Below are 26,877 nucleotides of genomic sequence, written 5' to 3'. Positions count from 1 at the left end.
AACAGGCTCTGAAGCAGTAACGACCTGGGGCGCTTCCCGATTGCACGTGATCGGGTGATGGCCTGGGACGCGGATCCGATGGCCCGGCAGTGCGGAGGGGGCACTGTCGACCGCCAATATCGCCGATCCCCTCACATCACGGATGGGCTGCACGCGCTGACGGGGCAATGCTCCGCATCGCGAGCCAGCAGAGCAAGCCAAGACCGAGCATCGTCCCGTCGAAGACGAGAAACAGACCGTCCGAACGGCCGACCGTGATCGCGTCGAGAACCGGGATCGCCAGATAGAGCGAGCCGGTGGCGCCCAGCGTCGCGCGCCAGGCCGAGGCGGGTGCGAGGAGACAGGGCGCGAGCGCCGTCAAAGCCCAGGCCCCGAAGAAGAGCCGAACCTCCCAGGCCGCACGATCCGCCAGTTCGACCGGCAATCCCCGGTTCGCCAGGAAATAGACGGCGATCCCGGCAGGCAGCCCGACGATCACGCCCAGGTTGAGGCCCCGCACGAGGCGCACGGCCGGCGGCGGCTCCTCGCCGGTGCCGGGCAGGCGTGCGCGGGTCCAGAGCACGAGCCCGGTGGCGATCATCGCTGCACCCATCGCGCCGCAGAGGGCGTAGAGCGCGCGCAGAGCGGCCCCGGCGAAATCGGCCTGATGGAGGCCGCTTACGGTGAAGTAGGTCCGGGCGGCCGACCGCAGCTCACCGGTTGCCGCGACGAACGCGCCGGTCGCGCCGTCGAACGCGATCTGCGGGTGGTGGTGGGCGATCCCGTGCGGCGGCTCCATCAACACCGTGACCGTCGCGGCCGCGTCGCCGGGCTTGTCGATCACCAGGTGCTCCGGCGGCGTGCCGGCGCGCCGCGTCGCGTCGGCGACGATCGGGGCGAGCGGCGCGAGGGCGGCCGGCCGGCCCGTGGCGGGCCGGGGGGTCGTCGCCGTCAGTCCGAATTCCTGTGCGAAACGCAGAGTGTCACCGCGATAGACCGCCGCCACCCCCCACGGCATCAGCGTCAGGGAAAGGAGGACCAGGCCGCTGTAGGAGACCATGATGTGGTAGGGCAGCGCCAGGACGCCTAGGACGTTGTGGGCGTCGAGCCAGGCGCGACGCCCGCCTTTCGCGGGCCGGAAGGTGAAGAAGTCGGCAAAGATCCGTCGATGCGTGACGATGCCCGTCACCATCGCCACCAGCATGATCAGGGTGGCGCTTCCGACGATCCACCGCCCCCAGAGGGGCGGCAGGTGCAGCTCGTAGTGGAAGCGGTACAGGAACTCGCCGCCCAGCGTCTCGCGCACCGTCACGGGGGCACCGGTTACGGGGTCTAGGAGCACGTTCTCCCGGGAGCCGCCCTTGCCGCGCCATTGCAGGCCGATCGAGGGTTCCCCGGCATGGGGCAGGCGCACGAACCATTGCCGCGCATCTGGCGCGCGGGCGGCCAGAGCCGCGGCCGCCATGTCGGCCGCGCGACCCGGATCGACCTCGCTCTCCGCGCCGAGCTCCGGCCGCATCCAGCGGGAGATGTCGGCCCGGTAGTAGCTCGCGGTGCCGGTGACGAACACCGCGAACAGGAGCCAACCGGCGACGAGCCCCGCCCAGGCATGCAGCCAAGCCATTGATCGACGGAAGCTGCCCCTCACGCCACCGCCCCCTGGTCACGGCAACGATCCGACTTCGTCAAGTGCAGGACATGCCAGCAATGGACGGAGCCAGTCGTCACGCCATACTTTTGAATCGTTATGATTATGGTTTGTGTCGTAATTATCACAAGCCGGGCTCCCAACAGCTTAATGTAGAGATCGGTATTGCTGATGTAAGCGCTTCGCGCAAACACGATGCGATCGATGGACTGAGGCTCAAGGGCGGCCCGTCCGGCGCAGCGGAGCGGGAGCGGTGCTGCGCACAGGCCCGGGAGGTTTCCGCATGGACCGCTCAGTTGGAGACGTACGCATCCGGCAGGCCCGAACCGGCCGATACCTCGGAAGCGCGGCCTTGTCCGTCGCCACGCTCTCCGCCCTGGCTTGCGTCGGGCCGGCACCGATCGGCGCCGCGGCCGCGCAATCCCTGAGCGGGGGCGAGACGACCGTCGCCCTCGACGAGATCCAGGTGGCCGGACAAGGGGGGCTCCCGCTCAATCCCGCGACCGGGCCGGTCAACGGCTACGTCCCCAAGGTGAGCGCGTCGGGGACGAAGACGGACACGCCGATCATCGAGACGCCGCAGACGATCAACGTCGTCGGTGCCCGTCAAATCCGCGACGAGGGTGCCTCGACGCTGGCCCAGGCCCTCGCCTACACGTCCGGCATGACCAGCCAGGCCGTGGGTGGCTTCGCCAGGACCTCCGACGGCTTCACGATCCGCGGCTTCACGGTCGAGACCGGCAATTCGGGATTGCTGCGCGACGGGCTGAAGCTGCAATCGGGCGTCTATGACGGGACGCAGGAGCCCTACGGCCTCGAGCGCCTCGAAGTCCTCAAAGGGGCGTCGTCGATCCTGTACGGCCAGCTCTCGCCCGGCGGCGTCGTCAACGCGGTCAGCAAGCGCCCGCTCCAGACGTCGTTCAACGAGATGAACGTCACCTTCGGCCAGTACAACCGTAAGGAAGTGTCAGGAGATTTCACCGGGCCGCTGTCGGACGACGGCGCGTGGTCGTACCGACTGACGGGGCTGATCCGCAACAGCGACAGCTATCTCGACTTCACGCCCGACGACAAGCGCTACATCGCGCCCGCGATCACGTGGCGGCCGTCGGCGGCGACCTCCGTCACGCTGCTCGGCTATTACCAGGAGATTCACACCCGGTTCCAGGCGCCGCTCTCGGCGGTCGGTACGCTGCTGCCCAACGGACCACTTCCCCGGTTCGCCTTCAACCGGTTCTACGGCGAGCCGGCCTTCGACCGCTTCGACGCCCGATCGGGCACGATCGGTTACCAGATCGATCACGCCTTCTCGGATGCGGTGCGCCTGCGCCACGCCCTGCGCTACTACCAGTCCGGGGTCGACTGGGACTACCTGACCCCGACCTCGCTGCTGGCGAACCGGCAGGTCGCAACGCGCGGTCTCAGCATGCGCAACGAGAATGCGACCGGCGTCGCCTCGGACACGTCGCTGGAGACGAAGTTCGTCGTCGGCCCGACCGCCCACACCCTGCTGACCGGCATCGACTATTATCGCAGCTTCCTGAACTCGGAGCGCTACACGAACGGCACCGTCGGCAATCTCAACGTTTATAGCCCTGTATACGGCACGACATATCCGCGGATCAACTATGCCATCAATACCGGGTCGAAGAGCCTGCTCGATCAGGTCGGCATCTACGCGCAGGATCAGATCAAGTTCGATCGCTTCGTCCTGCTCGCCGGTGGTCGCCAGGATTTCGCACGCACACAGATCCTGACCTACCGGACCGGCGGACGCCTCGACCAGAACGACAGCGCCTTCAGCGGCCGGCTCGGCCTGCTCTACCTCGGCGATTACGGGCTGGCGCCGTACGTTTCCTACAGTCAGTCGTTCCAGACGTTCGCGGTCACCGACCGGAACGGCAACCCCTTCCAGCCGTCGTTGGGCGAGCAGTACGAAGGCGGCCTGCGCTGGGAGGTTCCGGGAGCCGACACCCTGCTGAGCGCCGCATTCTACCGCATCGATCAGACGAACGCGCTGGTACCGGACCCGGTCAGCCCGACGTTCAGCACCCAGACCGGGCAGATCCGGTCGCAGGGCTTCGAGGCCGAAGCCCGGACGAATTTCGGGCCGTTGGAGGCGATCGCGTCCTACTCCTACACCGATGCCCGGCAGACGCGGACCACCGTGGCGGCGAACCTGAACCAGCGCATCGATCTCGTGCCCTACAATCAGGCCGCGCTGTTCGGCACCTTCGACATGGGCACGTTCGGCATCCCGGGCCTGCGGCTCGGGGGCGGCGTGCGGTATGTCGGCAGCTCGAACATCTCGGGCGCGACGTTCGACACCCACGCCGCCACGCTCTTCGACCTGATCGCGCTGTACGATTTCGGTGTCGCCGACCCGAGCCTCAAAGGATGGCGGGCGCAGATCAACGCCCGCAACGTTCTCGACCATTCCTACGTGACCTGCGTCACCGTGAATGGCTGCCGATACAGCGAGCCCCGCAACGTGTTCGGCACGCTGTCCTACCGCTGGTAGAGGCGGGCTCGCAGGATCCGGCACGGCGGAGCGGGTCTCGGGCGTCGATGCAGGCCATCGGCCCGACATTCCGTCGGCATCGTCGTGCGGACGTCCGACCCCGACTGCCCACCCGGAGGGCAGAAGCCCACGCCGTCATCACCCCCACCCTAAGGGCCCTCCCCTATAGCGGGCCTGTCCGGCACGGGACTAGCTTCGGCCCGACCAACAACGCCGGGGCGGAGGTGGCAGCATGGGACGGACGAGCCGGCTCGCTTTCGTGACGATCGGGCAGTCGCCGCGGATCGACATGGTGCCGGAGATGCTGGCCGAGATCGGCGGGGCGGTCGAGGCGCGGGAATACGGCGTGCTCGACGACGCCTCGGAGGCCGAGATCGCCGCCCTCCATCCGGGCGCGGGCGAGGCTTCCTTCGCGAGCCGCCTGCGCGACGGGCGCGAGGCGGTTTTGTCGAAGGCTCGCATCGAGGAGCGCCTGTCGGATCTCCTCCGGGCCGTCGACCGCCACGGCCACGACGCGGTCGTCCTCTTGTGCACGGGCACGCAGGTCGAGCCGCTGGAGCGCACGCTCCTCGTCGAGGCCCAGCGCATCGTCGATTCCACCGTCGAGGCGCTCGCCGCCTCCTGCCCGAAGCTCGGCGTGATGGTGCCGCTCGCCCGCCAGGTCGAGGAATTTCCGGCGCGGCACGTCTTTCGCGGGGAGCCCAAGGTGGTGGCGGCCTCGCCCTACGCCGGCGACGCCATGGCGGAGCGCGCCGCTTCGCTCGCCGACCGCGACCTGATCGTCATGCACTGCATGGGCTACACCGAGGCGATGCGCCGCGAGGTCCGCGCCACTGTCGATGCTCCCGTCCTCCTGTCGCGCCGGATCGTCGCCGGCGCCGTCCGCCAGCTTCTCTGATCAAAGGAATCGCCCGATGCGCACATTCGGCCTCGGATTGCTCGCGGCGGCCCTGCTCGCGAGTGCCGTTGGTCCAGCCGGGGCCTTCGAGCGCGTCGGCGACCGCAAGGTGATCGTGTTCGGCGGGCGCCAGCAGGTGCCGGTGCTCGATCCGCACGTGCGCTACGACTGGTCGACCCGCATGCTGCAGCAGGCGGTCTACGACGCCCTCGTCAAGTACGAGGGCAACCCGGCCGAGGTGAAGCCCTGGCTGGCGGAGCGTTGGGAGACGAGCCCCGACGGCAAGACCTGGACCTTCCACCTCACCGGCACGGCGAAGTTCCACACCGGCGACCCGGTCGATGCCGAGGCCGTGCGCTACTCCTTCGTCCGGGGCTTGAAGCTCAACAAGGGCGTCGCCTGGATGCTGAAGGACTTCCTCGGGCCGGAGGGCATCGAGGCGGTCGACGCGAAGACGGTCCGCTTCACGTTGAAGAAGCCCTACGCGGCGTTCCTGTCCTTCCTGCCCTGGTGGTACGTCGTCGATAAAAAGCAGGTCGAGGCGCATGCCGTCGACGGCGACGACGGGCAGAAGTGGCTCACCGACCACGAGGCCGGCTCCGGCCCGTTCACGATCAAGCGCTGGGAGCCGAACGTGCTCCACGAGCTCGCCTCCGTGCCGGATTATTGGAAGGGCTGGCCGCAGGGTAAGGCGCACCGCCCGGCCGGCGTGATCTACCGCATCGTCCGCGAGCCGGCCGCCCAGAAGGCCTCGCTGCTCCGGGGCGAATCCGACATCGTCGAGGGCCTGACGCCGGACGACTACGTCCAGGTCGCGCGCCAGAAGGGCGTGGCGATCGAGGACCATGCCGGCATGACGACCTTCGGCATCAAGATGAACAACAAGGTCGGACCGACCGCCGACCCGAACCTGCGCAAGGCGATCGCCCACGCCATCGACTATGACGGTCTGGTCCAGATCTACAACGGCGCCGCCAAGCTCCAGACCAGCGTGTTTCCGGCCGGCATGAAGGGCCATATCGACGTGCCGGGCATGCCGCGGCGCGACCTCGCCAAGGCGAAGGAGTACCTGGCGAAGTCGGCGACCCCGAATGGCGGGATCACGCTCGAATACTATCACATCGCCGGGCTCGAGGAGGCGCGCCGCATCGGCCTCCTCCTCCTCGACAACTTGGCCGCCCTCAACATCAAGGTCGACATGCGGCCCGAGCAGTGGCCGAACATGGTCGCCAAGGGCTCGAAGCCGGAGACCTCGCCCAACCTGACCTCGGTCTTCGTGACGCCGATCTCGACCGATCCCGACGCCGTCGCCTACCAGTACCACCCGAATTCCTGGGGCCAGTACTTCGCGATGTCGTTCTACGACAACCCGGAGGTCGCCCGGATGATCGACGAGGCGCGCTCCACGCCCGACTGGGACAAGCGCGCCCCGCTCTACGCCGAGATCCAGAAGCGGATCGTCGCCGATCAGCCCGAGGTGTTCGGCATGGTGCAGAACCGCCGCTGGGCCCGCCGCGACGCGCTCAAGGGTTTCAGCTTCAGCCCGGTCCGGTTCACCGGCGAGGTCGATCTCTACCCGCTCTGGATCGACGCCAGATAGGTCCGGGAGGGACGGCCGTGCTGCGCTTCGCGCTCAAGAAGCTCCTGACCGTCGCCGGCACGATGCTCGGCCTCGCCGTGCTGACCTTCCTCATCACCAACGTGGCGCCGGGCGACCCCGCCCGGCTCGTCGCCGGCCCCGAGGCGACCGCCGACATGGTCGAGACCGTCCGCCGGGAATACGGTCTCGACAAGCCGCTGCCGGTGCAGCTCGGCATCTACCTGCGCGACCTCGCGACGGGCGACCTCGGCACCTCGATCGTCACGACGCGGCCGGTCCTGTCCGAACTCGGGCGCTACTTCCCGGCGACGCTCGAACTGGTTCTCGTTGCCATGACGATCGGCGTCGGGCTCGGGCTGCCGCTCGGCATCCTGTCGGCGCTGAAGCGCGACGGCGCCATCGACCACCTCACCCGCATCCTGTCGATCTCAGGCGTCGCGCTACCGGCCTTCTGGTTCGGCATCCTGCTCCAGCTCTGTTTCGCCGTGCACCTCGAATGGCTGCCGGTCTCCGGCCGACTGCCGCTCTCGGAGGCGCCGCCCGAGACGATCACCGGCCTCATCCTCGTCGATTCGCTGCTGCGCGGTCAGTTCGAGACGTTTCGCGAGGCGCTCGGCCATATCCTGCTGCCGGCGATCGTGCTCTCCTTCCCGTGCCTCGCCTCGATACTCCGGGTGAACCGCGCCGAGATGATCGAGGCGCTGCACTCCGACCACGTCGTGGCGGCGCGCGCCCACGGCATCGCGCCGTTGCGCATCGTCGCGGTCTACGCGCTCCGCAACGCGCTCATCCCGACCCTCGCCATCATCGGCCTGCGCTTCGGCTGGATGCTGGGCTCGACCGTGCTCGTCGAGACGGTGTTCGACTGGCCCGGCATCGGCCTCTACGCGGTGTCCTCGGCGCTCGCCTCGGACTTCAAGCCGGTGGTCGGGGTGACGCTGGCGATCGGCTTCTGCTTCATGACCGTCAACATCCTGGTCGACCTCGCCTATGCGTGGATCGACCCGCGCCTGAGGGCCGCGTGATGGCGCTCCCCGACGCCTCCCCGGCGCTCGCCGACGCGCCGCCGACCTTCCGGGTGCGCCACGCGACCACGATCCGCCAGTGGCGGCTCTACGCCCATCTCTTCTCCCGCTCGTTCTCCTCGATGCTGGGCCTCGCCCTCGTCGTCCTGTTCCTGGTGCTCGCCGCCTTCGGCCCCTGGCTCGCGCCCTATCCGGGCGACACGATGGGCGCGGTGAAGCTGTCGCAGCGGCTGCTGCCGCCGTCCTTCGCCCATCCGTTCGGTACGGACGAGATGGGCGCCGACCTCCTGTCCCGGGTCATCGTCGGCACCCGTATCTCGCTGTGGATCGGCCTCATCATCACGGTGGTGGGGGCCGGTATCGGCGTGCCGCTCGGGATCATCGCCGGCTACACGCGGAGCCGGTTGCTGCGCGGCGCCATCATGCGCCTCACCGACCTCTTCCTCGCCGTGCCGGGCCTCGCGCTGGCCCTCGCGATCGTGGCGGCGCTCGGCCCCGGCATCGGGAACTGCATCGCGGCGCTCGCCCTCGTCTGGTGGCCGGGCTGCGTCCGCCTCGTCGAGGCCAAGACCCTATCGGTCAAGGAGGAGCTGTTCGTCGAGGCGAGCCGGGCCGCGGGCGCCCGCACGCCCTGGATCCTCTGGCACCACATCCTGCCGAACTGCCTGTCGCCGATCATCGTCAAGCTGTCGATGGATATGGGCCTCGCCGTGCTCTCGGCCGCGAGCCTCGGCTTCATCGGGCTCGGCGCCAAGCCGCCGGATCCGGAATGGGGCGCGATGATCTCGGTCGCCCGCTCCTACATGCCCGACTGGTGGTGGTACTCGGCCTGCCCGGGCCTCGCGATCTTCCTCACCGTGCTCGGCTTCAATCTGCTCGGCGACGGCCTGCGCGACATCCTCGATCCCAAGAGTGCCGGACGATGAGTCCGCTGCTCGCAATCGAGGATTACCACCTCGCGATCCCGACCTTCGACGGGCCGGCGCGGGTGCTGAACGGCATCGACCTCGCGCTCGACGAGGGCGAGACGCTCGGCATCGTCGGCGAATCCGGCTGCGGCAAGACCCTGCTCGCCCGCTCGATCCTCGGCATCGGCCCGGGCCGGGCGCAGCGCACCGGCGGTCGCATCCTGTTCGAGGGGCGCGACGTCGGGGCGCTCAGCGAGCGCGACTGGCGCGGCATCCGCGGCGTGAAGATCTCGATGATCTTCCAGGACCCGATGACCTACCTGAACCCGCTCTTCACGATCGGGCGCCAGCTCGGCGACGCGATCGCCGCCCATGCGCGGGCGCAAGGTTCGGTCAAGCCGGGACGGGCCGAGCGCCGGGCCCGCGCGGCCGAACTGCTGGCGCAGGTGGCCCTGCGCGAGCCGGAGCGGGTGCTCGATTCGTGTCCGCACCAGCTCTCGGGCGGCATGCGCCAGCGCGTGCTGATCGCGCTGGCCCTCTCGGGGAAGCCGCGCCTCCTCATCGCCGACGAGCCGACGACCGCCCTCGACGTGACGGTGCAGGCCCAGGTGCTGCGGCTCCTGCGCGACCTCGTCGAGACGTTGCGGCTGACGGTGGTGATGATCAGCCACGATGTCGGGGCGATCGCGGCGCTGACGACGCGCGTCGCCGTCATGTATGCGGGCAACGTCGTCGAGGAGGGCGCGACGGCGCGCGTCCTGGCGCATCCGCTCCACCCCTACACGCGGGGCCTGCTCGCCGCCCTGCCGGAGATCGACGGCGAGATCCGGCGCCTCCAGGGCGTGCCCGGCACGATCCCGAGCCTGATCGATCCGCCCTCCGGCTGCCGCTTCCACCCGCGCTGCCCCCGCGCCACGGCGATCTGCACGACCGAGCGGCCCGCGATGCGCCGCGCCGACCCCGCCCATAGAGTCGCGTGCCACCATGCCGACCTCGCCTGACGTGAAGCCGCTCGACCCTTCGCCGCTCCTGCGCGCCACCGGCCTCGCCAAGGTCTTCCCCGCGAGCGGCGGGCGCGCGGTCCGGGCGGTCGACGGCGTCGATTTCTCGATTCGGACCGGCGAGGTCTTGGGGATCGTCGGCGAGTCCGGCTCCGGCAAGTCGACGATCGCCCGCATGGTCCTGCGCCTGATCGAGCCGAGCGCCGGCACGATCACGTTCGACGGCCGGGACATCACGGCGCTCGGCGGCGAGGCGATGCGGCGCCTGCGCCGCGACATGCAGATCGTGTTCCAGAACCCGCATTCGGCCCTCAACGGCCGGCGCACGATCGGCGAGGCGATCGGTGAGCCGCTGCGCGTGCAGGGCGTCGCCCGGGGCGCGGCGCTCGACGCCCGGGTCGACCGGCTGCTCGATCTCGTCAGCCTGCCGCGCGCCTTCCGGCACCGTTACCCGCACGAACTCTCGGGCGGGCAGAAGCAGCGCGTCTGCATCGCCCGCGCACTCGCGCTCGAGCCCCGCTTCCTCGTCCTCGACGAACCGACCTCGGCGCTCGACGTGTCGGTGCAGGCGCAGATCCTGGAGGTTCTCGGCGAATTGCGCCGCGAGCTTTCGCTCACCTACCTGTTCATCTCCCACAACCTCGCCGTCGTGCGCACCCTCTGCGACCGGGTGCTGGTGATGAGCCAGGGGCGCGTGGTCGAGGAGGGCCCGGTCGCGGCGGTCTTCGCCAACCCGTCGCAGGCTTATACGCGCACCCTTCTCGACAGCGTGCCCCGGCTGCCGCGGATTTAGCGTCATCCGATCACGTTCAGCACGTCTCATCCGCGACCTCGCGCGGAGGTGTCGGAGCCTGTCGACGGATCGGCAAGACGTGTCCCACCCACGCCCTCGTCCTGAGGTCGCGGAGGGAGATGAGTCTGCGGTCTCTACCCCATTCGTCGCGTCGCAGTTCAATCCCGCGAGAGGCCTGCGACCACGTGCGCGGCGCCATCCATGCGATCGTCCAGGAACCGCCCCACACTGTTATCGCTTGCCCCGCGACTGTCCTTCGCATCGAACGCGAAGGCTATTCCCGACGCGGTCGGTCCGTTTCGCGCCGGGTTGACGACGACAACCGACGAACGGCCGGGGTGATGCCCAGTCACCGCCGAAATTCGGGGCAGCCGATGTGAGGTCCGACATCAAGGATGTCTCCGGTCCGTCGCGTCGCGACCGTCCGTGACCCGGAATTCACCTGACGGAGACTCCCCCGCCAGGAATTTGCTTGGAAGACCGTCGTACCCGGATCGCCGGCTGCGACCCCTCTCTGACCGTCGGAGACCCTGCGCGATGCAGCCAGCCGCGAGCCTCGGTGCCCTGAACTTCGCCCTGGCAGGCGCGCGCGAAGGTTTCGGCCCCTTCCTCGGCGTGTACCTGCAGCAGCGCGGCTTCGATCCGGCCGCGACGGGCTTCGCCATGGGTCTCGCCGGCCTGGCGGGCCTGCTCGCCACGACGCCGGTCGGCGCCCTGATCGACCGGACCGAGTACAAGCGGGCGGGGCTGGGCCTCGCCGTTCTCGCCATCGCGGCCGGCGCCATCGCGCTGGTCTCCACCGACAACCTGTGGCTGATCGGCCTGTCGCAGCTCGTCATCGGGGTCGCCGATACCAGCATCGCCCCGCTCGTCGCGGCCCTGACCCTCGGCATCGTCGGGCAGCGGGCCTACGGCCACAGGGTCTCGCGCAACGAGGCCTTCAACCACGCGGGCAACGCCGCGAACGCCGCCCTCTCGGGCGTGCTCGGCTACACGCTCGGGCTCGGCTTCGTCTCCATCGCCATCGTGGTCATGGCGGTCGCCACCTGCGGCGTCCTGCTCACCCTCGACGCGGGCAGCATCGATCACGGCACCGCCCGCGGCGGCGAGCAGGACGACCGCTCGACGCTGCGCGTCCTGGTCGAGACCAGGCCGCTCCTGATCCTGGCGGCGGTCGTGTTCGCCTACCAGACCGCGAACGGCGCCATGCTGCCGTTCCTGGCGCAGGCGCGCACGGCGGCCGGCGCCGATCCGAGCCTGACGACTGGGGTGATGACCGTCGTCGCGCAGGTCACGATGGTCGGGGCCGCGCTGCTCGCCGCCCGCGTCGCGAGGGGGCGCGGGCATGCCGGGGTGCTCTCCCTGGCCCTCGGCCTGGTCGTGGTCCGCGGCCTCCTCGCGGCCTTCGCGACGTCATGGTGGCTGGTCATCCCGGTCCAGGTGCTCGAAGGCCTGGCGATGGGTCTCGGCGGCGTCGCCATCCCGGCGCTCGTGGCCGAGATCATGAGGGGCTCGGGCCATGCCGGTGCGGGGCTCGGCGGCGTCATGACGGCCTACGGGGCGGGCGCGGCGTTGAGCCCGCTCCTGGCCGGCCTCGTCGCCCAGTCTCTCGGCTTTCCGGCGACGTTCTTCACCCTCGCGGCCGTCGCCGCCGTCGGGCTGGGCGCGTGGATGGTGGACCGCCGGGTCTCGGGCGGGGGCGCCCCGGGCTGAGCATCATTCGCCGAAGTGGTCACCGGTTCGGCGACGACAATGATGCAAAAATAAAAAGCTTATCAGAGTTGCATGGGGCGACTCTGATGAGCACCCGACGGGGGAGCGGAGCGGCCGCACCTCGGCCGACCCGGCGTGACGGCCAGGAGCGAGCGAGATGGACACGCGGACCCGCACGGGCAAGGCCGCTTCCGGCATACTGGCGGGTTCGTTCCCCGCCTTCGTGCTGCTCCAGGGTTCGCTCTACGCCGCCTACGGCACCGAATCGCCCTTTCTTCCGAGCTTCCTCGGCGAGCGCGGCCTGACGCCGGGCGAGATCGGGATCGCCCTCGCCGTGGGCACGCTGATGCGCCTCGCCGCGGGGCCCGTCGCCGGCCACCTCGCCGACCGCTACGACGCAACCCGCGGCGTCCTCGGCATCGCCGCCGCGGCGGCCGGGCTGATCTCCTTCGCCTACCTGGCCGGATCCGGCTTCTGGCCGCTGCTGGCGGTGAGCGTGCTGCACGCGGGCGCCATCGCGGCCCTGGCGCCGCTTGCCGACGCGCTCGCGCTCGCCGCGGCGGAGCGGGAGGGCACCTTCTCGTATGGCTGGGTCCGGGGCGCGGGCTCGGCGGCTTTCGTGCTCGGGACTCTCGCCTCCGGACTGCTCGTCGCGCGGGCCGGCCTCGCGAGCATCATCGTGTCGAGCGGGGTCCTGTTCCTGGTCATGGCGGTCGCGGCGGCGCGCGTCCCGCCCGCCCCGGCGCGGGAGCGGCTCCCGCGTCCCGGACTCGGCGGCATCCGCGAACTCCTGGCCCTGCGGCCGTTCCGGCAGATGCTCCTCGTGGCCGCCCTCGTCATCGGCAGTCACGCCCTGAACGACGGCTTCGCGGTGATCCGCTGGCGCGAGGCCGGCATCGGTCCGGGGGCGATCAGCCTGCTCTGGTCCGAGGCGGTCGCCGCGGAGGTGCTCGTCTTCGTGTTCGCCGGCCCCTGGCTGCTGGCCCGCCTCGGCACCGCCCGGGCGGCGATGCTCGCCGCTGGCGTCGGCGCGCTGCGCTGGTCGGTCATGGCCTCGACGGCTTCGGTCCCGGCGCTGGCCGCCATCCAGCCGCTGCACGGCCTGACCTTCGCGCTCCTGCACCTCGCGGCGATGCGCCTGATCGCCCGGCAGGTTCCGGAGCGCGTGGCCGCGACCGCGCAAACCCTCTACGGCACCCTCGGGCTCGGCGTGGCCTCCGCGCTTCTCACTGCCATCGGCGGCGTGCTCTACGGCCGCCTCGGTCCAGGCGCGTTCTGGGCCATGGCGGTCCTGTGCCTCGTGGCCTTGCCCGTGGCGGCGGGCCTGCGGCCGGACCGGGGGTGAAACCCCGGCGTCTCGCCGGTGTCGTAGACCTTGTCCCGGATCACGCCGGGATCGCCGCGCCACCCGGAGATCCCAAATACTCCGAAAAGATCGGCTCCCAATCCATGATGTGCTTGTGCATGAGCGCCGCCGCCTCGGCCTCACCGCCCTGCTGCAGGAGCGCGACGATGCGGTAATGCTCGGGGACCGATTCCTCCTGGCGCGCCAGCCCGGCCGGTGAGTTGATGCCGTAGAGCCGCATCGTGTCCCGCAGCCGCATGACGATGCCGGTCAGGACCGCGTTGCCGGCACGGGACAGGAGCTCCCGGTGGAAAGCGCGGTCGGCGGCGAGGTAGAGCGGCACGTCGCGCGTGTGCACCGCCCGGGCAATCGCGTCGGCCTGCCGTGTGAGCTCCGCGACGTCGGCCAGCCCGGACCGCACCAGCTTCACGAAGGCGGAGGTCTCGAGCTGGAGCCGGACCTCGAACAGGTTGCGCAGATCCTCCAGCGTCGGCTGGACGACGCAGAAGCCGCGGTTGCGCAGGGGCTGCAGCAGGCCGTCGCCGGAGAGCTGGAGCAGCGCCTCGCGCACCGGCGTCGTCGAGATGCCGAGCGTCCGCGCGAGGCCCGGCACCGACAGGATGGTGCCCGGCCCGATCTCCCCCGACACGATGTCGAGGCGCAGGCGCTGCTGCACCTGCTCGCGCAGGTTGGCCTCGCTGGTCATCGGTGCGGCGTCCGTCTGCTGGCTGACCATTCTTCACCCTCCGGTTGCCTCTTATACGCGCCGCGATCCCGCTTGCGGTAGCGCGTCACGCGTTCCACACTAGCGCGTGACGCGCTACCTGAAGTGCCTTGCGATCGCGCCGCGTCGCGAAGCGCTTCAGGTCTTTGATTCTGCAGTATTTTCTACGACGACCGGCATCCGGCTCGTCGGAAAATGCTCTACCGGGGAGGTCGGGATGTCCGAGGTCAAGGCCGGCTACTGCACGCTCTGCCGCTCGCGCTGCGGCTCCCTCAACGTGGTCGAGGACAACCGCCTCGTCGCGGTGCGGCCGAACCCGGCTCATCCGACCGGCAGCGCGCTCTGCGCCAAGGGACGGGCCGCCCCCGAGATGGTCGGCAGCCCGCGGCGCCTGACCGTCCCGCTCCGGCGCACGCGGCCGCGCCACGATCCCGATCCGGGCTTCGTGCCGATCTCCTGGGACGAGGCCATGGCCGAGATCGCTGGTCGCCTCGGCGAGATCCGGGCGCGGCGGGGCGCCGAGGCGGTCGCCTTCGCGGTGACGACGCCGAGCGGCACGCCGATGGTCGACAGCTTCGAGTGGGTCGAGCGCTTCATCCGGGTCTTCGGCAGCCCGAACCTGATCTACGCGGTCGAGGTCTGCGGCTGGCACAAGGACTACGCCCAGGCACTGACCTTCGGGCGCGGCATCGGCGTGCCCGATTACGACCGCGCGGAGGCGATCGTGCTCTGGGGACACAACCCCGCCCGGACCTGGCTCGCCCAGGCGACCCGGGTCGCGGCCGCGCGCCGCCGCGGCGCGACGGTGGCGGTGGTCGATCCCAAGCGCGGGGGCTCGGGCGAGGATGCGGATCTGTGGCTGCGCATCCGCCCCGGGACCGATGCCGCCCTCGCCCTCGGGGCGATCCGGCACCTGATCGCGACCGGCCGCTACGACAGGCCCTTCGTGCGACGCTGGACCAACGCGCCGTTCCTGGTGAACCGCGACACCGGCCGCTTCGTCCGGGCGGGCGAGCTGTGGCCCGGCGGCGCGGAGGACTCGTACGTGGTGCTCGGCCCCGACGGGCCGCGCCCGGCGAAGGCCGATCCCGACGATCCGGCGATCCTGCTGCGCGGCGAGGACGTCCTGCGCACGCGAGACGGGCGCACCCTCTCCTGCGCGACCGCGCTGACGCTCCTGGAGCGCGAGGCGGCTTCCTACACGCCCGACCACGTCGCGGCGCTCACCGGCCTTCGGCCCGACGACCTCGCCCGGTTCAATGCGCTGTTCGAGGGCTCGTCCCGCCTCGCCTACCATTCCTGGACCGGGGTCGGGCAGCACACCAACGCGACCCAGACCGAGCGGGCGATCGCCTCCCTCTACGCGCTGACCGGCGCCAGCGACCGGGCGGGCGGCAACCTGTGGACCGTGCCGCCGCCCTCCCGCAGCGTGAACGATTACGGGCTCCTGGCGCCGCACCAGCGCGCCAAGGCCCTCGGGATCGAGGCGCTGCCCCTCGGCCCGCCGTCAAGGGGCTGGATCACCGCGCGCGACTTCGCCCGCGCGGTGACCGAGGGCGAGCCCTACCGGGTCGAGGCGCTGATGAGCTTCGGCTCCAACATCGTGGTCTCGCAAGGGGCGTCGTCGCGCAACCGGGACGCCCTGCGGGCCCTCGGCTTCCACGTCCACGTCGACATGTTCCTGAACCCGACGGCGGAGAACGCCGACATCGTGCTCCCGGCCAGCATGCCCTGGGAGCGCGAGGCGTTGCGGGTCGGCTTCGAGATCACCCAGGAGGCCGTGGAGCTGGTGCAGCTGCGCCAGGCCATGGTCCCGCCGCTCGCCGAGGCGCGGGCGGATTACGACATCGTGTTCGATCTGGCCTGCCGGCTCGGCCACGCGGAGGCGTTCTTCGGCGGCTCGGTCGAGGCGGGCTGGAACCACCAGCTCGCGCCGCTCGGGCTCACCGTGGCGGACCTGCGCGCCCGCCCGGAGGGCATTCGCGTCCCGCAAGTCCTCTCGGAGCGCAAGTATGCCGCGCCGGGCGAGGACGGCCGGCCGCGGGGCTTTGCCACGCCGACGGGCCGGGCCGAGCTCTATTCCGAGCTCCTGCTGGCGCATGGCCAGCCGCCCCTGCCCACCTACGTCCCGCCCGCCGGCGGCGGCGACCCGGCGCTCCCGCTCTGGCTCTCGACCGCGAAGTCGGGCTGGTACGTGCACAGCTCGCACCGGCACGTCGCCTCGTTGCGCCGCAAGGCCCCCGATCCTGCAGCCGAGCTCAGCCCCGCCGCCGCCGCGTCGCGCTCCATCCGCAACGGCGACTGGATCGTCTTGCGCACGGCGCACGGGACGGCACGGCTGCGCGCCCGGATCGACCCGGCGCTCGCGGACGACGTCGTCATCGCGGAATTCGGCTGGTGGGAGGATTGCCCAGCCCTCGGCCGGCCGCGCAGCCCGATCACCGGCGAGGGCACCCTGAACGTCAACGACGCGCTCTCCGACGCGGACCGGGATCCGGTGAGCGGCTCGGTCCCGCTGCGCGCGGTCGCCTGCGAGGTCGTCCGGGACGAGGAGCGGAGCCGCGGCTGGTGGAGCGGCGGGCGCGCCTTCACGGTCGCGGCGGTCCGGCGCGAGGCGGCCGATATCGTCGCCCTGTCGCTCACCCCCGCGGATGGCTTTCCCCTGGCGGAGTTCCGGCCCGGCCAGCACGTGCGGGTGGCGACGGATGACGGGCTGGCGCGGTCCTACTCCCTCACCGGGCCGCCTACGCGCCCCGCGCACTACGAGATCGCCGTGAAGCGTGTCGATCCGGGGAATGCGGCGCCGGGGCGGATGTCGACGCATCTCCACGGGCTCCGGGAGGGCGCGCGCCTGGTGCTGGAGCCGCCGCAGGGCACCTTCAACCCGCCCCTCGACGGGGAACGGCCCGTCATCCTGTTCGCCGCCGGCATCGGCATCACCCCCTTCGTGAGCTATCTCGAGGCACTGGCGGAGGCGGGCACCGGCCCCGCCGCGATCCATCTCGCCTCCATCTGCCGCGACGGGCGCACCCATCCGTTCGGGGCCCGGCTACGGGCGCTCGCCCCCCGCCTGCCGGGCTTCACCGCCACGCAGGTCTTCACGCGGCCGGCGCCCGAGGACGTCCCCGGCCGGGACTACGACCGGGCCGGCCGCTTCGCCCTGCGCGAGCTTCCCCCACCGTTCCCGGGCCGCCGCCCCCTCGCCTACATCTGCGGCCCGGAGGCCTTCGTGGCGGACGCGACCGCGCTCCTCCTCGCCTGGGGGCTGCCGCATTACGACATCGCCAGCGAGCTGTTCACCACCCGGACGGAGGTCCCGGCGGACCTCGCGCCGCGCACCATCGCGCTCGCCCGCAGCGAAAAGACCTTCCGCTGGTCGCCCGGGGCGGGGACGCTGCTCGACGCGGCGGAGGCCGCCGGGCTCCGCCTGCCGAGCGGCTGCCGCACCGGCCAGTGCGAGAGCTGCCAGGTCCGGGTCGCGGCCGGGGCGGTCGCGCATCTCGCCGCCTATGACGGCCCCCCCGACCATTGCCTGACCTGCCGCGCCGTCCCGCTCGCCGATTGCGTGCTCGACGCCTGATTCTCGAGAAGGAGCCCGTGATGAACATTGTCCACGCCCCCAAAGCCGCGGCGGCGCCGCCGCCGCGCGAGAACGTACTGGTGCGCCTGTCGCAGGTGATGGTGGCCTTCGCCGAGCGATGGTTTCCCGACGCCTACGTCTTCGTGCTGCTGGCCGCCATCCTGGTCGCCGCCGGCGCGCTCCTGCATGGCGGCGAGGCGGTGAGCGTCAGCCGGGCTTTCGGCGACGGGTTCTGGAGCCTGATTCCGTTCACCATGCAGATGGCCCTCGTGGCGGTCGGCGGCTACGTCGTGGCGGTGTCGCCGCCGGTGGCCCGGCTGATGCGCCGCGCGGCGTCCCTGCCGCGGACCGGCCGGAGCGCCGTCGTCTTCGTCGGCGTGGTCAGCATCCTCCTATCCCTGGTGAACTGGGGCGTGAGCCTGATCTTCTCAGGCCTGCTGGTGCGCGAGATCGCCCGCCGCACCGACATCCGGCTCGATTACCGCGCCGCGGGCGCTGCGGGCTATCTCGGCCTCGGCTTCGGTTTCACGCTCGGGATCAGCTCGTCGGCCGCTCAGCTCCAGGCAACCCCCGCCAGCATCCCGGCCTCGCTGATGCCGATCACCGGCGTGATCAGCTTCTACGAGACGATCCTGACCTGGCAGAACCTCGTGGTGATCGCCGTCGGCACCCTGCTCTCGGCGGCGATCTGCCATTTTACCACGCCGTCCGACGCCAACGCCGTCACCGCGTCCGATCTCGGCGTGAGCCTGGCGGAATCGCGGGTCGCGGACCAGCGCCCGACCCGGCCCGGCGACTTCCTCGAATTCAGCCCGATCCTGACGATCCTGACGGTCGTCCTGGCGGCGGGGTGGCTCTACGAGACCTTCCGGGCCGGCAACCCGCTCATCACGCTGTCGGGCCTCAACACCTACAACTTCGTCTTCCTGCTCCTTGGCGCCCTGCTGCACTGGCGGCCGCGGAGCTTCCTGACGAGCTTCTCGCACGCGATGCCGAGCGTCGCCGGCGTCCTGCTGCAGTTCCCGTTCTACGGCGGGATCGCCTACATGCTGACCCGGGTGAAGAACGCCTCCGGGACCACCCTGTCGGACACGATCGCCCACTGGTTCGTCAGCCTGGCGCACGATACCGGCACGTTCTCGGCCATCGTCGGCCTGTACTCGGCGACGCTCGGTTTCTTCATTCCCTCGGCCGGGGGCAAGTGGGTGATCGAGGCGCCCTACGTCATGAAGGCGGCCAACGAGGTCGGCGCTCATCTCGGCTGGACCGTGATGGTGTACAACATCGCCGAGACGCTGCCGAACTTCATCAATCCGTTCTGGATGCTGCCGCTGCTCGGCGTGCTCGGGCTGAAGTCGAAGGACCTGATCGGCTACACGTCGATGCAGTTCTTCATCCACTTCCCGATCGTGATGATCCTGGCTTCGTACCTGATGACGACCTTCGCCTATGCCCCGCCGGTGATGCCGTAAGGCGCCCGCGAGCCCGGTTCGGTCCACCGCCGCACCGGGCCGGCGGCTGAGACACAGCGGACATGGCGGCCGCGCGGTCGCCGGTCCCGAGCCGGGCACGGCGCCGTCGGACCAGGCATCGGCGGCCTCCTCGCGCAGGGACGGGGCTTCCCCGCCGTCCGCCGCATCCATTCCGCGTCGTCGCCGCCCTCGCGGCGCGCCCTCGGACCGCGCGGCGCAGACCGAGCCGGCGGGCAGGCAAAGTTCAGGACGTTCGCGACGTCGGCCGGCATGCCGGCCGGTCCCTTCCGAGCCTCGCGCGTGACGTCGATGTTAGGTCTTGACGAACCTCACCCCGAAGGGATACCAATTGGTATCCCAAGCCGGATATCGCGATCGAGGCGTGCAACGCGCTCCGGGACGCGAGTGCGGTCGAAGCGTTCGAGCTCGAGACCATCTGCCGGATGACGACGGGTGCGCTCGGCGTCGCAGCGGTCGATCTCGTGCGCCGTCGATCGAACAATAAAATCATCGGGAGGAACCATCGTGACGAAAGAGGCAACGAAGACGTCGTCCAGGCGACGGGTGCTGTCCGGGCTCGCGGCGCTTCCGCTGGTCTCGATCGTCTCGTCGCGCGCCAGAGGTGCCGAGTTCGTCTGGAAATACGCGACCGGTCAGGACCCGACCCATCCGGTCAACCTGCGCGCCGCCGAGGCTATCGCCCGGATCCGTGAGGCGACGGGCGGCCGTGTCGAGATCAACCTGTTTCCGGCCAATCAACTCGGCTCGGATACCGATCTCATCTCGCAGGCGCGCAGCGGCGGGGTCGAGATCCTCAACATCTCGTCGTCCATCCTCGCGACGCTGGTGCCGTCCTGCGGGATGCTGAACACGGGCTTCGCCTTTCCCGATTACGACCACGTCTGGCGGGCGATGGACGGCGCCTTCGGCGACCACGTCCGGGCGCAGATCGTCAAATCCGGCTTGTTCGTCACCGACAAGATCTGGAACAACGGCTTCAGACAGGTCAGCTCCTCCACGCGGAAGATCACGACGCCGGACAGCATCAAGGGCTTCAAGATCCGCGTGCCGGTCGCGCCGATGCTGACCTCCCTGTTCCAGTCTCTCGGCGCCAGTCCCACGCCGATCAACTTCAACGAGGTCTATTCCGCCCTGCAGACGAAGATCGTCGAGGGGCAGGAAAACGCCCTCCCCCTGATCTACACGACGAAGCTCTACGAGGTTCAGACCAGCATCGCGATGACCGATCACGTCTGGGACGGATTCTGGGTGGTCGGCAATCGCCGCGCCTTCGCGGGCCTGCCCGCGGACCTGCGCGCCATCGTCGCGAAGGAGATCGACCGGTCGGCGATCGAGCAGCGGCAGGACGTCGTCAAGCTCAGCGACACCCTGCGCGCGGACCTGCAGGCCAAGGGGATCACGTTCGTGGATGTCGACCGCGCGGCGTTCCGCGACACGCTCGGCAAGAGCGGCTTCTACAAGAACTGGCAGGCCAAGTTCGGCGACGAGCTGTGGAACAAGCTGCAGGACGTCGTCGGTCCCTTGTAGACCTTCGCCTCCGTAGGCCTCCGCCTTCGTCGCATTCGGCCGCTTCGAGATCGCGGCCAGGTCGGCGCCCGCAAGGGGCGCTGCGGCGGCGCGAGCGTGCGGCCGCAGGTCCAGGGAGATGCAATCATGTCGCAGATGACGGCGATCTATGAACAGCTGCGGGATTCCATCCTGTCGCTGAAGATGGCGCCCGGCGAGCGGTTCAGCGAACGGTCCCTGGAGAGCCGATTCTCCGGCTCGCGGACCCCGATCCGCGCCGCCCTGGCGCGGCTCGAGACCGACGGGCTCGTCGCCCGGGAGGACCGGAGCTGGATCGTGACGCCGATCTCGCTCGACGAGCTCGAACAGGCCATCGAGTTCCGGCGCGTCATCGAGGTGGAGGTGGTGAAGCTCGCCTGCGAGCGCGCGCGCGCGGCCGACATCGCGGTCATCGAGGAGATCCTCGCCTCCTGCCGGGAGGACGATTCCCGCGCGGCCTGGCATCGGGTCGGCTCCGACTTCCACGTCGAACTGGCGCGGCTGACGAATAACGGCTTCTACATCCGCGCCGTCGAGGACCTGATGGTCCGCCTGTCGCGGGCGCGGTGGCTGGAAGTCTGGACGGTGGAGGGCCGCGACCGGTCCTGGGACGAGCATCACGCCATCCTGACCTTCATCCGCGAGTCCCGCGTCGACGAGGCCGTCGCGGCGATCGGGGGCCATATCGACGGCGTCCGCTCCCGCAACATCGGCAGCCGGCTCACCGACGTGCCCTCGCATCTGGTCCGCGGCTTCTCCGTCGTGGGAAAGGCATCATGACCCACATTCCGAATTCCGGCGCCCTCGCGGGGATCCGCGTCATCGAGATGGGCTCGTTCATCGCCGGCCCGTTCTGCGGCCAGCTGCTCGCCGATCTGGGGGCCGACGTCGTCAAGATCGAGCCGCCGGATTCCGGTGACGTGATGCGGCAATGGGGGGCCGTCCAGCTCGACGGCAAGTCGCTGTGGTGGCCGGTCATCGCCCGCAACAAGCGCAGCCTCACCCTCGACCTGCGCACCGGCCGGGGGCAGGAGATCGCGCGCGCCCTGCTCCTCGAGGCCGACATCCTGGTCGAGAACTTCCGCCCGGGCACGCTGGAGAAGTGGGGCCTCGGCCCGGACGACCTGTGGGCGACCAATCCCGGCCTGATCGTCGCCCGGGTCTCGGGCTTCGGGCAGACGGGCCCCTACAGCCGCGACGTCGGCTTCGGGGCGATCGCCGAGGCGATGGGGGGCTTGCGCGCGCTGGCCGGCTTCCCGGACCGGCCCCCGCCGCGCGCCGGCCTGTCGATCGGCGATTCGCTCGCCGGAACCTTCGCCGCCCTCGGCACGGTGGCCGCCCTCGAGGCCCGTCGGCGGACCGGCAAGGGGCAGGTGGTGGATGTCGGCATCACCGACGCCGTGCTGGCGGTCCAGGAGAGCGTCCTGTCGGAGTACGGCGCGACCGGCTCGCTGCGCCAGCGGACCGGGACGCGGCTGCCCGGCATCGCACCGTCCAACCTCTACCCGACGCGCGACGGGCAATGGGTGATCATCGGCGGCAACGGAGACGCGATCTTCAAGCGCTTGGCAGAGGCGATGGGCCGGCCCGACCTCGCCGCCGACCCGCGCTACGCGACGCATCGCGCCCGCGGCGCCCATCAGGAGGAGCTGGACGACCTCGTGGCGGCCTGGACGCAAACGCTGCCGCTCGACGAGCTCCTCCCCCTCCTCAAGCGGGCCGCCGTGCCGGCCGGCCCGCTCAACGACGCCGCCGGCATCGTTGAGGACCCGCATTTCCGCGAGCGCGGCGCGGTCGTGGAGGTCGAGAGCGAGGAATACGGCCGCCTCACGATGCAGGGCGTGACGCCGCGTCTCTCCGAGACCCCCGGTGCGGTGCGCTGGGCCGGTCCCTCCCTCGGGGGCCACACCCGCGAGGTCCTGTCCGAACGGCTCGGCCTGAGCCCGGCCGAGATCGACCAGCTTCAGGACGACGGCGTGATCTGATCCCGCCGCGACGCCACCGCCCGCCTCACCTCAACGGAAGCACGCCCCTTGTCGAACATCGCGATCTTCACCGCCATCCAGCGACTGGTGCATGGACGCGGCGCCCTGAACCAGCTGCCGGACGAGGTCGACCGCTTCGGCCGGCGCCGGATCCTGCTCGTCACCGATCCCGGCCTCGTGAAGGCCGGCATCGCCGGACGCGCGCGCGACCTGCTGGCGGGGCGCGAGGTCGAGGTCTTCTCGGAGGTCGAGCCGGATCCGAGCATCGAGACGGTGATCGCCTGCGCCGATCGCGTGAGAGCGCGCGACTGCGACCTGATCGTCGGTCTAGGGGGCGGCAGCGCCATCGACACCGCGAAATGCGCCTCGGTCATGGCCACGAATCCCGGCAACGTCGAGGACTATCTCGGCATCGACAAGGTCGCGGTCCCGGGCGTTCCGAAGATCATCGTCCCGACGACCGCCGGCACGGGCAGCGAGGTGACGAACGTCGCCGTCCTGAGCCTGAAGGCCCAGCACACCAAGAAGGGCATCGTCAGCCGGTACCTGCTCGCCGATACGGCGATCCTCGATCCCGAACTGACGCTCGGCCTCCCGGCCCCGGTGACGGCCGCGACCGGCATGGATGCCCTGACCCACGCGATCGAGGCCTACGTCTCGCGCTTCGCCCAGCCGATGACCGACGACTTCGCCCTCAAGGCGATCCGCCTGATCGGCGAGAACCTGCGCACCGCCGTCCATCACGGCCAGGACCTCGGGGCGCGCGAGGCGATGCTGACGGCGAGCCTCTATGCCGGCTACGCCTTCGGCAGCGCCGCGACCGGGATGGTGCACGGCCTGGCGATGCCGCTCGGCGGCCAGTTCAACATCCCGCACGGCATCGCCAACGCCGTCCTGCTGCCCCACGTGATGCGCTGGAACCTCGTCGCCGCCCTGCCGCGCTACCGCGACGTCGCGGCGGCGCTCGGCGAGACGGTGGCCCACCTCTCCGTCCGCGACGGCGCCGAGCGGGCGGTGCCGGCGGTCGAGGCCCTGTCGCGCGACGTCGGCATCCCGGTGCATCTCGACGACCTCGCGGTGCCGCGCGAGGCGATGGACGCGCTCGCCCGCGACGGCCTGACGAATGTCCGCCAAGTGCGGCCCAACCCGCGCGACGTCACCTACGAGGGCCTGATGGACATCCTCGGGCGCGCCTTCCGGCCGGAGGCCTGACGATGCAGCTGCCCGCTCTCGCCCACATCACCGAGGTCGGTCCCCGCGACGGCCTCCAGAACGAAACCCGCTTCATGCCGACGGAGGAGAAGGTCGGGATGATCGAGCAGCTGGCGGCGTCCGGCCTGCGCGAGATCGAGGTGACCTCCTTCACCCATCCGACCTGGATCCCGAACCTCGCCGATGCCGAGGAGGTCGTGCGGGCGACCCGCCACCTGCCGGTGAGCGCCTACGCCCTCATCCCCAACAAGCGCGGCATGGAGCGGGCGCAGCGCGCCGGCATCGAGGGCATGACCTTCGTCTTCTCGGCGACGGACGGCCACAACCGGCGCAACCTCAACCGCTCGACGGAGGACTCGCTCTCGGAGATCCTCGACCTGCACGCGGCGGCGGGGGCGGACGGCCTGAGGCGGCGGATCTCGCTGTCGACGGTGTTCGGCTGCCCCTTCGAGGGGGCGGTGCCGGAGGCGCGCATCCAGGCCATCGTGGCCCGGCTGGTCGAGGGCGGGTGCGAGCGGATCGGCCTGTGCGACACGATCGGCGTCGCCGACCCGGTCCAGGTCCACCGCCTGGCGCGGGCGCTGATCGCGCGCTTTCCCGGCGTCGTGTTCGAGCTTCACCTGCATGACACGCGCGGCTGTGCGCTCGCCAACACCCTGGCCGGGCTTCAGGCCGGCATCGTCCACTTCGACACCGCCATCGGCGGGCTGGGCGGCTGCCCCTACGCGCCCGGCGCCACCGGCAACGTCGCCACGGAGGACGTCGTGTCGATGCTGGAGGCGATGGGCGTGCGCACCGGAATCGACCAGGCGCTCCTCCTGGAAAGCGACCGCCGCCTCGCGCAGTGGCGCGGCACGCCCCTCGACAGCGCGGTCTGGCGCGTCGCCCAGCGTTGCGCCCCGCCCGCGAGCCCCTCTCCGGGCGCCTGACGCCCGGCCATCGATCCTGCCGAAGCGGAGTGATCCCATGACCGTCCCGTTTGCCCGCAACGCCTACGCGAACTTCATCGCCGGCCGCGATGCCCCGGCCGCGGAGGGGCGCACGTTCCAGTCGTACAATCCGACGACCGGCCAGGTCTGGGGCACCTTCGCCGATTCCTCCGCCGCCGACGTCGATGCCGCCGTCGAGGCGGCGGCCTCTGCCCTCGACGGCCCGTGGGGGCGCCTGTCGCCCACCCGTCGCGGGCGCCTGATGATGCGGTGGGGCGACACGATCGCGGAGCATGCCGACCGCATCGCCGCCCTCGAGACGGCCCAGAACGGCAAGCTCTACGCCGAGATGCACACCCAGGCCCGCCTCGTGCAGGATTGGCTGTATTATTTCGGCGGCCTGGCGGACAAGGTCGAGGGCACCGTCATCCCGCTCGATCGCACCAGCGTGTTCAACTACACGCTGCGGGAGCCGCTCGGGGTCGTGGCCGTCATCGTGCCCTGGAACTCTCCGACCTTCCTGACGATCATGGCCCTCTCGCCGGTCCTCGCGGCGGGTAACACGGTCGTCATCAAGCCCTCCGAGGTCACCTCGGCCTCCGCCATCGAGCTCGCGCGCCTGGCCGAGGAGGCCGGCATCCCCCCGGGCGTGATCAACGTGGTGACGGGCCTGCGGGGCGCGGGCGAGGCCCTGGTCGACCATCCCAAGGTGGCGAAGATCAACTTCACCGGCGGAGACGCGGGCGGGCGGGCCATCGCGGCGGCGGCCGGCAAGCGGCTGGTCAGCACCGTGCTCGAACTGGGCGGCAAGAGCCCGAACATCGTCTTCGCGGATGCCGACCTCGACCGGGCCGAGGCCGGCGTGCTCGCGGGCATCTTCGCGGCGGCGGGGCAGACCTGCGTCGCGGGTTCGCGGGCCTATATCCAGCGTCCGGTCTACGAGCGCTTCGTCGACAGGCTCGTCGCCCGCGCCGGCCGCATCGTCCTGGGCGACCCGATGAACCCAGCCACCCAGATGGGGCCGGTCGCGACCGCGGCCCAGCTCGCGAAGGACGAGGCGATGGTGCGGCGCGCCCTCGCCGACGGCGCCGAGATCCTGGTCGGCGGCAAGCGTGCGTCCGTGCCCGATTTTCCCGAGGGCTACTTCTTCTCGCCCACCATCCTGCACAACCTGTCGGCCGGAAACTGCCTCATGCGGGAGGAGGTCTTCGGCCCGGTCCTCGGCGTGATTCCGTTCGACGACGAGAGCGAGGTGGTGACGGCGGCCAACGACACGCCGTTCGGCCTCGCGGCCGGCGTCTGGACGCGGGATCTCACCCGCGCCCACACGATGGCCCGCAGCCTCCAGGCCGGCACGGTCTGGATCAACACCTACCGGGCCATGGCCTTCAACTCCCCGTTCGGCGGCTACAAGGATAGCGGCCTCGGCCGGCAGAACGGCCTCCACGCCATCGACCAGTACCTGCAGACCAAGAGCGTGTGGTGCGAGCTGAGCGGCGAGATCCAGGATCCTTTCGTCATCAAGGTCTGATACGCTTTCCGGAAGATTTCTTCCGGAAAGCGTATCACGAGCCCGCGCGGCGACTGAGCGAAGCCAATTTCCGCATCGCGAAAGCGATTGCGCAGCAATCGCCGAGCGATCAATCGGAAATTGTATGAACCGGCCGCCGGCTCCGCTTTCCGCTTCGACCACGAACGACACGTCCCGACCGTCCTGACCGGCTCCGGATCCCCGGATGCCGCGCCGGAGACGGCGGCGTCAGGGAGGACGACATGCAGCTCGAACTCGCGGAGGGGACGCCGTCCCTGCCGGCGCCCGCTCGCCGCCACGCCGGATTGCGGTGGCTCGACGGCACCATCGGCTTCGTCGTGGAGGCGGTCGCCGCCCTCCTGGTGGTGGCCGAGGTGGTGGTGCTGCTCGCCGGCGTGGTCAGCCGCTACGTCTTCCACGCCCCCATCGTCTGGTCGGACGAGCTCG

General features: G+C 70.5%; 19 protein-coding genes and 1 pseudogene. 18 read left to right on the top strand and 2 right to left on the bottom strand.

Translation table 11 applies throughout. The features are described 5' to 3' along the window. Positions 1-136: 136 nt before the first annotated feature. Entirely contained in the window at positions 137-1,627 is a 1,491-nt protein-coding gene (locus ABZT49_RS00100) for a PepSY-associated TM helix domain-containing protein (protein ID WP_355281391.1), read from the bottom strand. Between the two features lie 352 nt (positions 1,628-1,979). On the opposite strand from ABZT49_RS00100, the gene ABZT49_RS00095 reads away from it, so the two are divergent. The 9 genes from ABZT49_RS00095 to ABZT49_RS00055 all read left to right on the top strand — a co-directional run bounded on the left by ABZT49_RS00095 (position 1,980) and on the right by ABZT49_RS00055 (position 13,431). Further along, entirely contained in the window at positions 1,980-4,148 is a 2,169-nt protein-coding gene (locus ABZT49_RS00095; protein ID WP_355281388.1) for a TonB-dependent siderophore receptor, read from the top strand. A gap of 232 nt (positions 4,149-4,380) precedes the next feature. Next, entirely contained in the window at positions 4,381-5,046 is a 666-nt protein-coding gene (locus ABZT49_RS00090; RefSeq protein ID WP_355281385.1) for an AroM family protein, read from the top strand. A gap of 16 nt (positions 5,047-5,062) precedes the next feature. Beyond that, entirely contained in the window at positions 5,063-6,646 is a 1,584-nt protein-coding gene (locus tag ABZT49_RS00085) for an ABC transporter substrate-binding protein (RefSeq protein ID WP_355281382.1), read from the top strand. A 17-nt stretch (positions 6,647-6,663) separates the two neighbouring features. Next, complete coding sequence (locus tag ABZT49_RS00080) at positions 6,664-7,671, top strand: ABC transporter permease (protein ID WP_355281379.1); 1,008 nt, start codon at positions 6,664-6,666, stop codon at positions 7,669-7,671. Next, complete coding sequence (locus ABZT49_RS00075; protein ID WP_355281377.1) at positions 7,671-8,597, top strand: ABC transporter permease; 927 nt, start codon at positions 7,671-7,673, stop codon at positions 8,595-8,597. Before ABZT49_RS00080 ends, ABZT49_RS00075 begins: the two co-directional genes overlap by 1 nt. Beyond that, entirely contained in the window at positions 8,594-9,580 is a 987-nt protein-coding gene (locus tag ABZT49_RS00070) for an ABC transporter ATP-binding protein (RefSeq protein WP_355281374.1), read from the top strand. Before ABZT49_RS00075 ends, ABZT49_RS00070 begins: the two co-directional genes overlap by 4 nt. Next, a complete protein-coding gene (locus tag ABZT49_RS00065; protein WP_355281371.1) occupies positions 9,564-10,373 on the top strand; it encodes an ATP-binding cassette domain-containing protein in 810 nt (269 codons plus the stop codon). Before ABZT49_RS00070 ends, ABZT49_RS00065 begins: the two co-directional genes overlap by 17 nt. Positions 10,374-10,910: 537 nt before the next feature. Next, positions 10,911-12,086 (top strand): MFS transporter, encoded by a 1,176-nt coding sequence (locus ABZT49_RS00060; protein ID WP_355281369.1) that lies wholly within the window; start codon positions 10,911-10,913, stop codon positions 12,084-12,086. Positions 12,087-12,243: 157 nt separating this feature from the next. Next, positions 12,244-13,431, top strand: coding sequence for an MFS transporter (locus ABZT49_RS00055; RefSeq protein ID WP_355281366.1), 1,188 nt, complete (start codon positions 12,244-12,246; stop codon positions 13,429-13,431). A 40-nt stretch (positions 13,432-13,471) separates the two neighbouring features. Here ABZT49_RS00055 and ABZT49_RS00050 read toward each other — a convergent pair whose 3' ends face one another. After that, on the bottom strand, positions 13,472-14,167 hold the full coding sequence (locus ABZT49_RS00050) for a GntR family transcriptional regulator (RefSeq protein WP_355281363.1): 696 nt from the start codon (positions 14,165-14,167) through the stop codon (positions 13,472-13,474). Between the two features lie 205 nt (positions 14,168-14,372). Between ABZT49_RS00050 and ABZT49_RS00045 the strand changes: the two genes are divergently transcribed. The 9 genes and pseudogenes from ABZT49_RS00045 to ABZT49_RS00005 all read left to right on the top strand — a co-directional run. Next, complete coding sequence (locus tag ABZT49_RS00045; protein WP_355281360.1) at positions 14,373-17,735, top strand: molybdopterin-dependent oxidoreductase; 3,363 nt, start codon at positions 14,373-14,375, stop codon at positions 17,733-17,735. 20 nt (positions 17,736-17,755) lie between these two features. After that, a complete protein-coding gene (locus tag ABZT49_RS00040; RefSeq protein ID WP_355281357.1) occupies positions 17,756-19,207 on the top strand; it encodes a TIGR00366 family protein in 1,452 nt (483 codons plus the stop codon). Between the two features lie 525 nt (positions 19,208-19,732). Continuing rightward, complete coding sequence (locus ABZT49_RS00035) at positions 19,733-20,755, top strand: TRAP transporter substrate-binding protein (RefSeq protein WP_355281542.1); 1,023 nt, start codon at positions 19,733-19,735, stop codon at positions 20,753-20,755. A 126-nt stretch (positions 20,756-20,881) separates the two neighbouring features. Next, positions 20,882-21,553 (top strand): GntR family transcriptional regulator, encoded by a 672-nt coding sequence (locus ABZT49_RS00030; protein ID WP_355281354.1) that lies wholly within the window; start codon positions 20,882-20,884, stop codon positions 21,551-21,553. Beyond that, entirely contained in the window at positions 21,550-22,758 is a 1,209-nt protein-coding gene (locus ABZT49_RS00025; RefSeq protein ID WP_355281351.1) for a CoA transferase, read from the top strand. Before ABZT49_RS00030 ends, ABZT49_RS00025 begins: the two co-directional genes overlap by 4 nt. Positions 22,759-22,806: 48 nt before the next feature. Continuing rightward, positions 22,807-23,970, top strand: coding sequence for an iron-containing alcohol dehydrogenase (locus ABZT49_RS00020; protein WP_355281349.1), 1,164 nt, complete (start codon positions 22,807-22,809; stop codon positions 23,968-23,970). 2 nt (positions 23,971-23,972) lie between these two features. Then, complete coding sequence (locus tag ABZT49_RS00015) at positions 23,973-24,899, top strand: hydroxymethylglutaryl-CoA lyase (RefSeq protein ID WP_355281346.1); 927 nt, start codon at positions 23,973-23,975, stop codon at positions 24,897-24,899. A gap of 37 nt (positions 24,900-24,936) precedes the next feature. After that, complete coding sequence (locus tag ABZT49_RS00010) at positions 24,937-26,430, top strand: aldehyde dehydrogenase (protein ID WP_355281343.1); 1,494 nt, start codon at positions 24,937-24,939, stop codon at positions 26,428-26,430. A gap of 242 nt (positions 26,431-26,672) precedes the next feature. After that, a pseudogene (locus ABZT49_RS00005) lies at positions 26,673-26,877 on the top strand (ABC transporter permease); the annotation flags it as partial.

The sequence above is a fragment of the Methylobacterium sp. EM32 genome (assembly GCF_040593685.1).
GTDB lineage: Bacteria > Pseudomonadota > Alphaproteobacteria > Rhizobiales > Beijerinckiaceae > Methylobacterium.
This window is presented reverse-complemented; position numbering and strand designations above follow the sequence as displayed.

Bases quoted from the DNA above. Each gene is read 5' to 3' on its own strand.
- ABZT49_RS00055 (WP_355281366.1), top strand. From the start codon at position 12,244: ATGGACACGCGGACCCGCACGGGCAAGGCCGCTTCCGGCATACTGGCG.
- ABZT49_RS00015 (WP_355281346.1), top strand. From the start codon at position 23,973: ATGCAGCTGCCCGCTCTCGCCCACATCACCGAGGTCGGTCCCCGCGAC.
- ABZT49_RS00025 (WP_355281351.1), top strand. From the start codon at position 21,550: ATGACCCACATTCCGAATTCCGGCGCCCTCGCGGGGATCCGCGTCATC.
- ABZT49_RS00010 (WP_355281343.1), top strand. From the start codon at position 24,937: ATGACCGTCCCGTTTGCCCGCAACGCCTACGCGAACTTCATCGCCGGC.
- ABZT49_RS00075 (WP_355281377.1), top strand. From the start codon at position 7,671: ATGGCGCTCCCCGACGCCTCCCCGGCGCTCGCCGACGCGCCGCCGACC.
- ABZT49_RS00090 (WP_355281385.1), top strand. From the start codon at position 4,381: ATGGGACGGACGAGCCGGCTCGCTTTCGTGACGATCGGGCAGTCGCCG.
- ABZT49_RS00070 (WP_355281374.1), top strand. From the start codon at position 8,594: ATGAGTCCGCTGCTCGCAATCGAGGATTACCACCTCGCGATCCCGACC.
- ABZT49_RS00050 (WP_355281363.1), bottom strand. From the start codon at position 14,167: ATGGTCAGCCAGCAGACGGACGCCGCACCGATGACCAGCGAGGCCAAC.
- ABZT49_RS00030 (WP_355281354.1), top strand. From the start codon at position 20,882: ATGTCGCAGATGACGGCGATCTATGAACAGCTGCGGGATTCCATCCTG.
- ABZT49_RS00045 (WP_355281360.1), top strand. From the start codon at position 14,373: ATGTCCGAGGTCAAGGCCGGCTACTGCACGCTCTGCCGCTCGCGCTGC.
- ABZT49_RS00065 (WP_355281371.1), top strand. From the start codon at position 9,564: ATGCCGACCTCGCCTGACGTGAAGCCGCTCGACCCTTCGCCGCTCCTG.
- ABZT49_RS00040 (WP_355281357.1), top strand. From the start codon at position 17,756: ATGAACATTGTCCACGCCCCCAAAGCCGCGGCGGCGCCGCCGCCGCGC.
- ABZT49_RS00060 (WP_355281369.1), top strand. From the start codon at position 10,911: ATGCAGCCAGCCGCGAGCCTCGGTGCCCTGAACTTCGCCCTGGCAGGC.
- ABZT49_RS00085 (WP_355281382.1), top strand. From the start codon at position 5,063: ATGCGCACATTCGGCCTCGGATTGCTCGCGGCGGCCCTGCTCGCGAGT.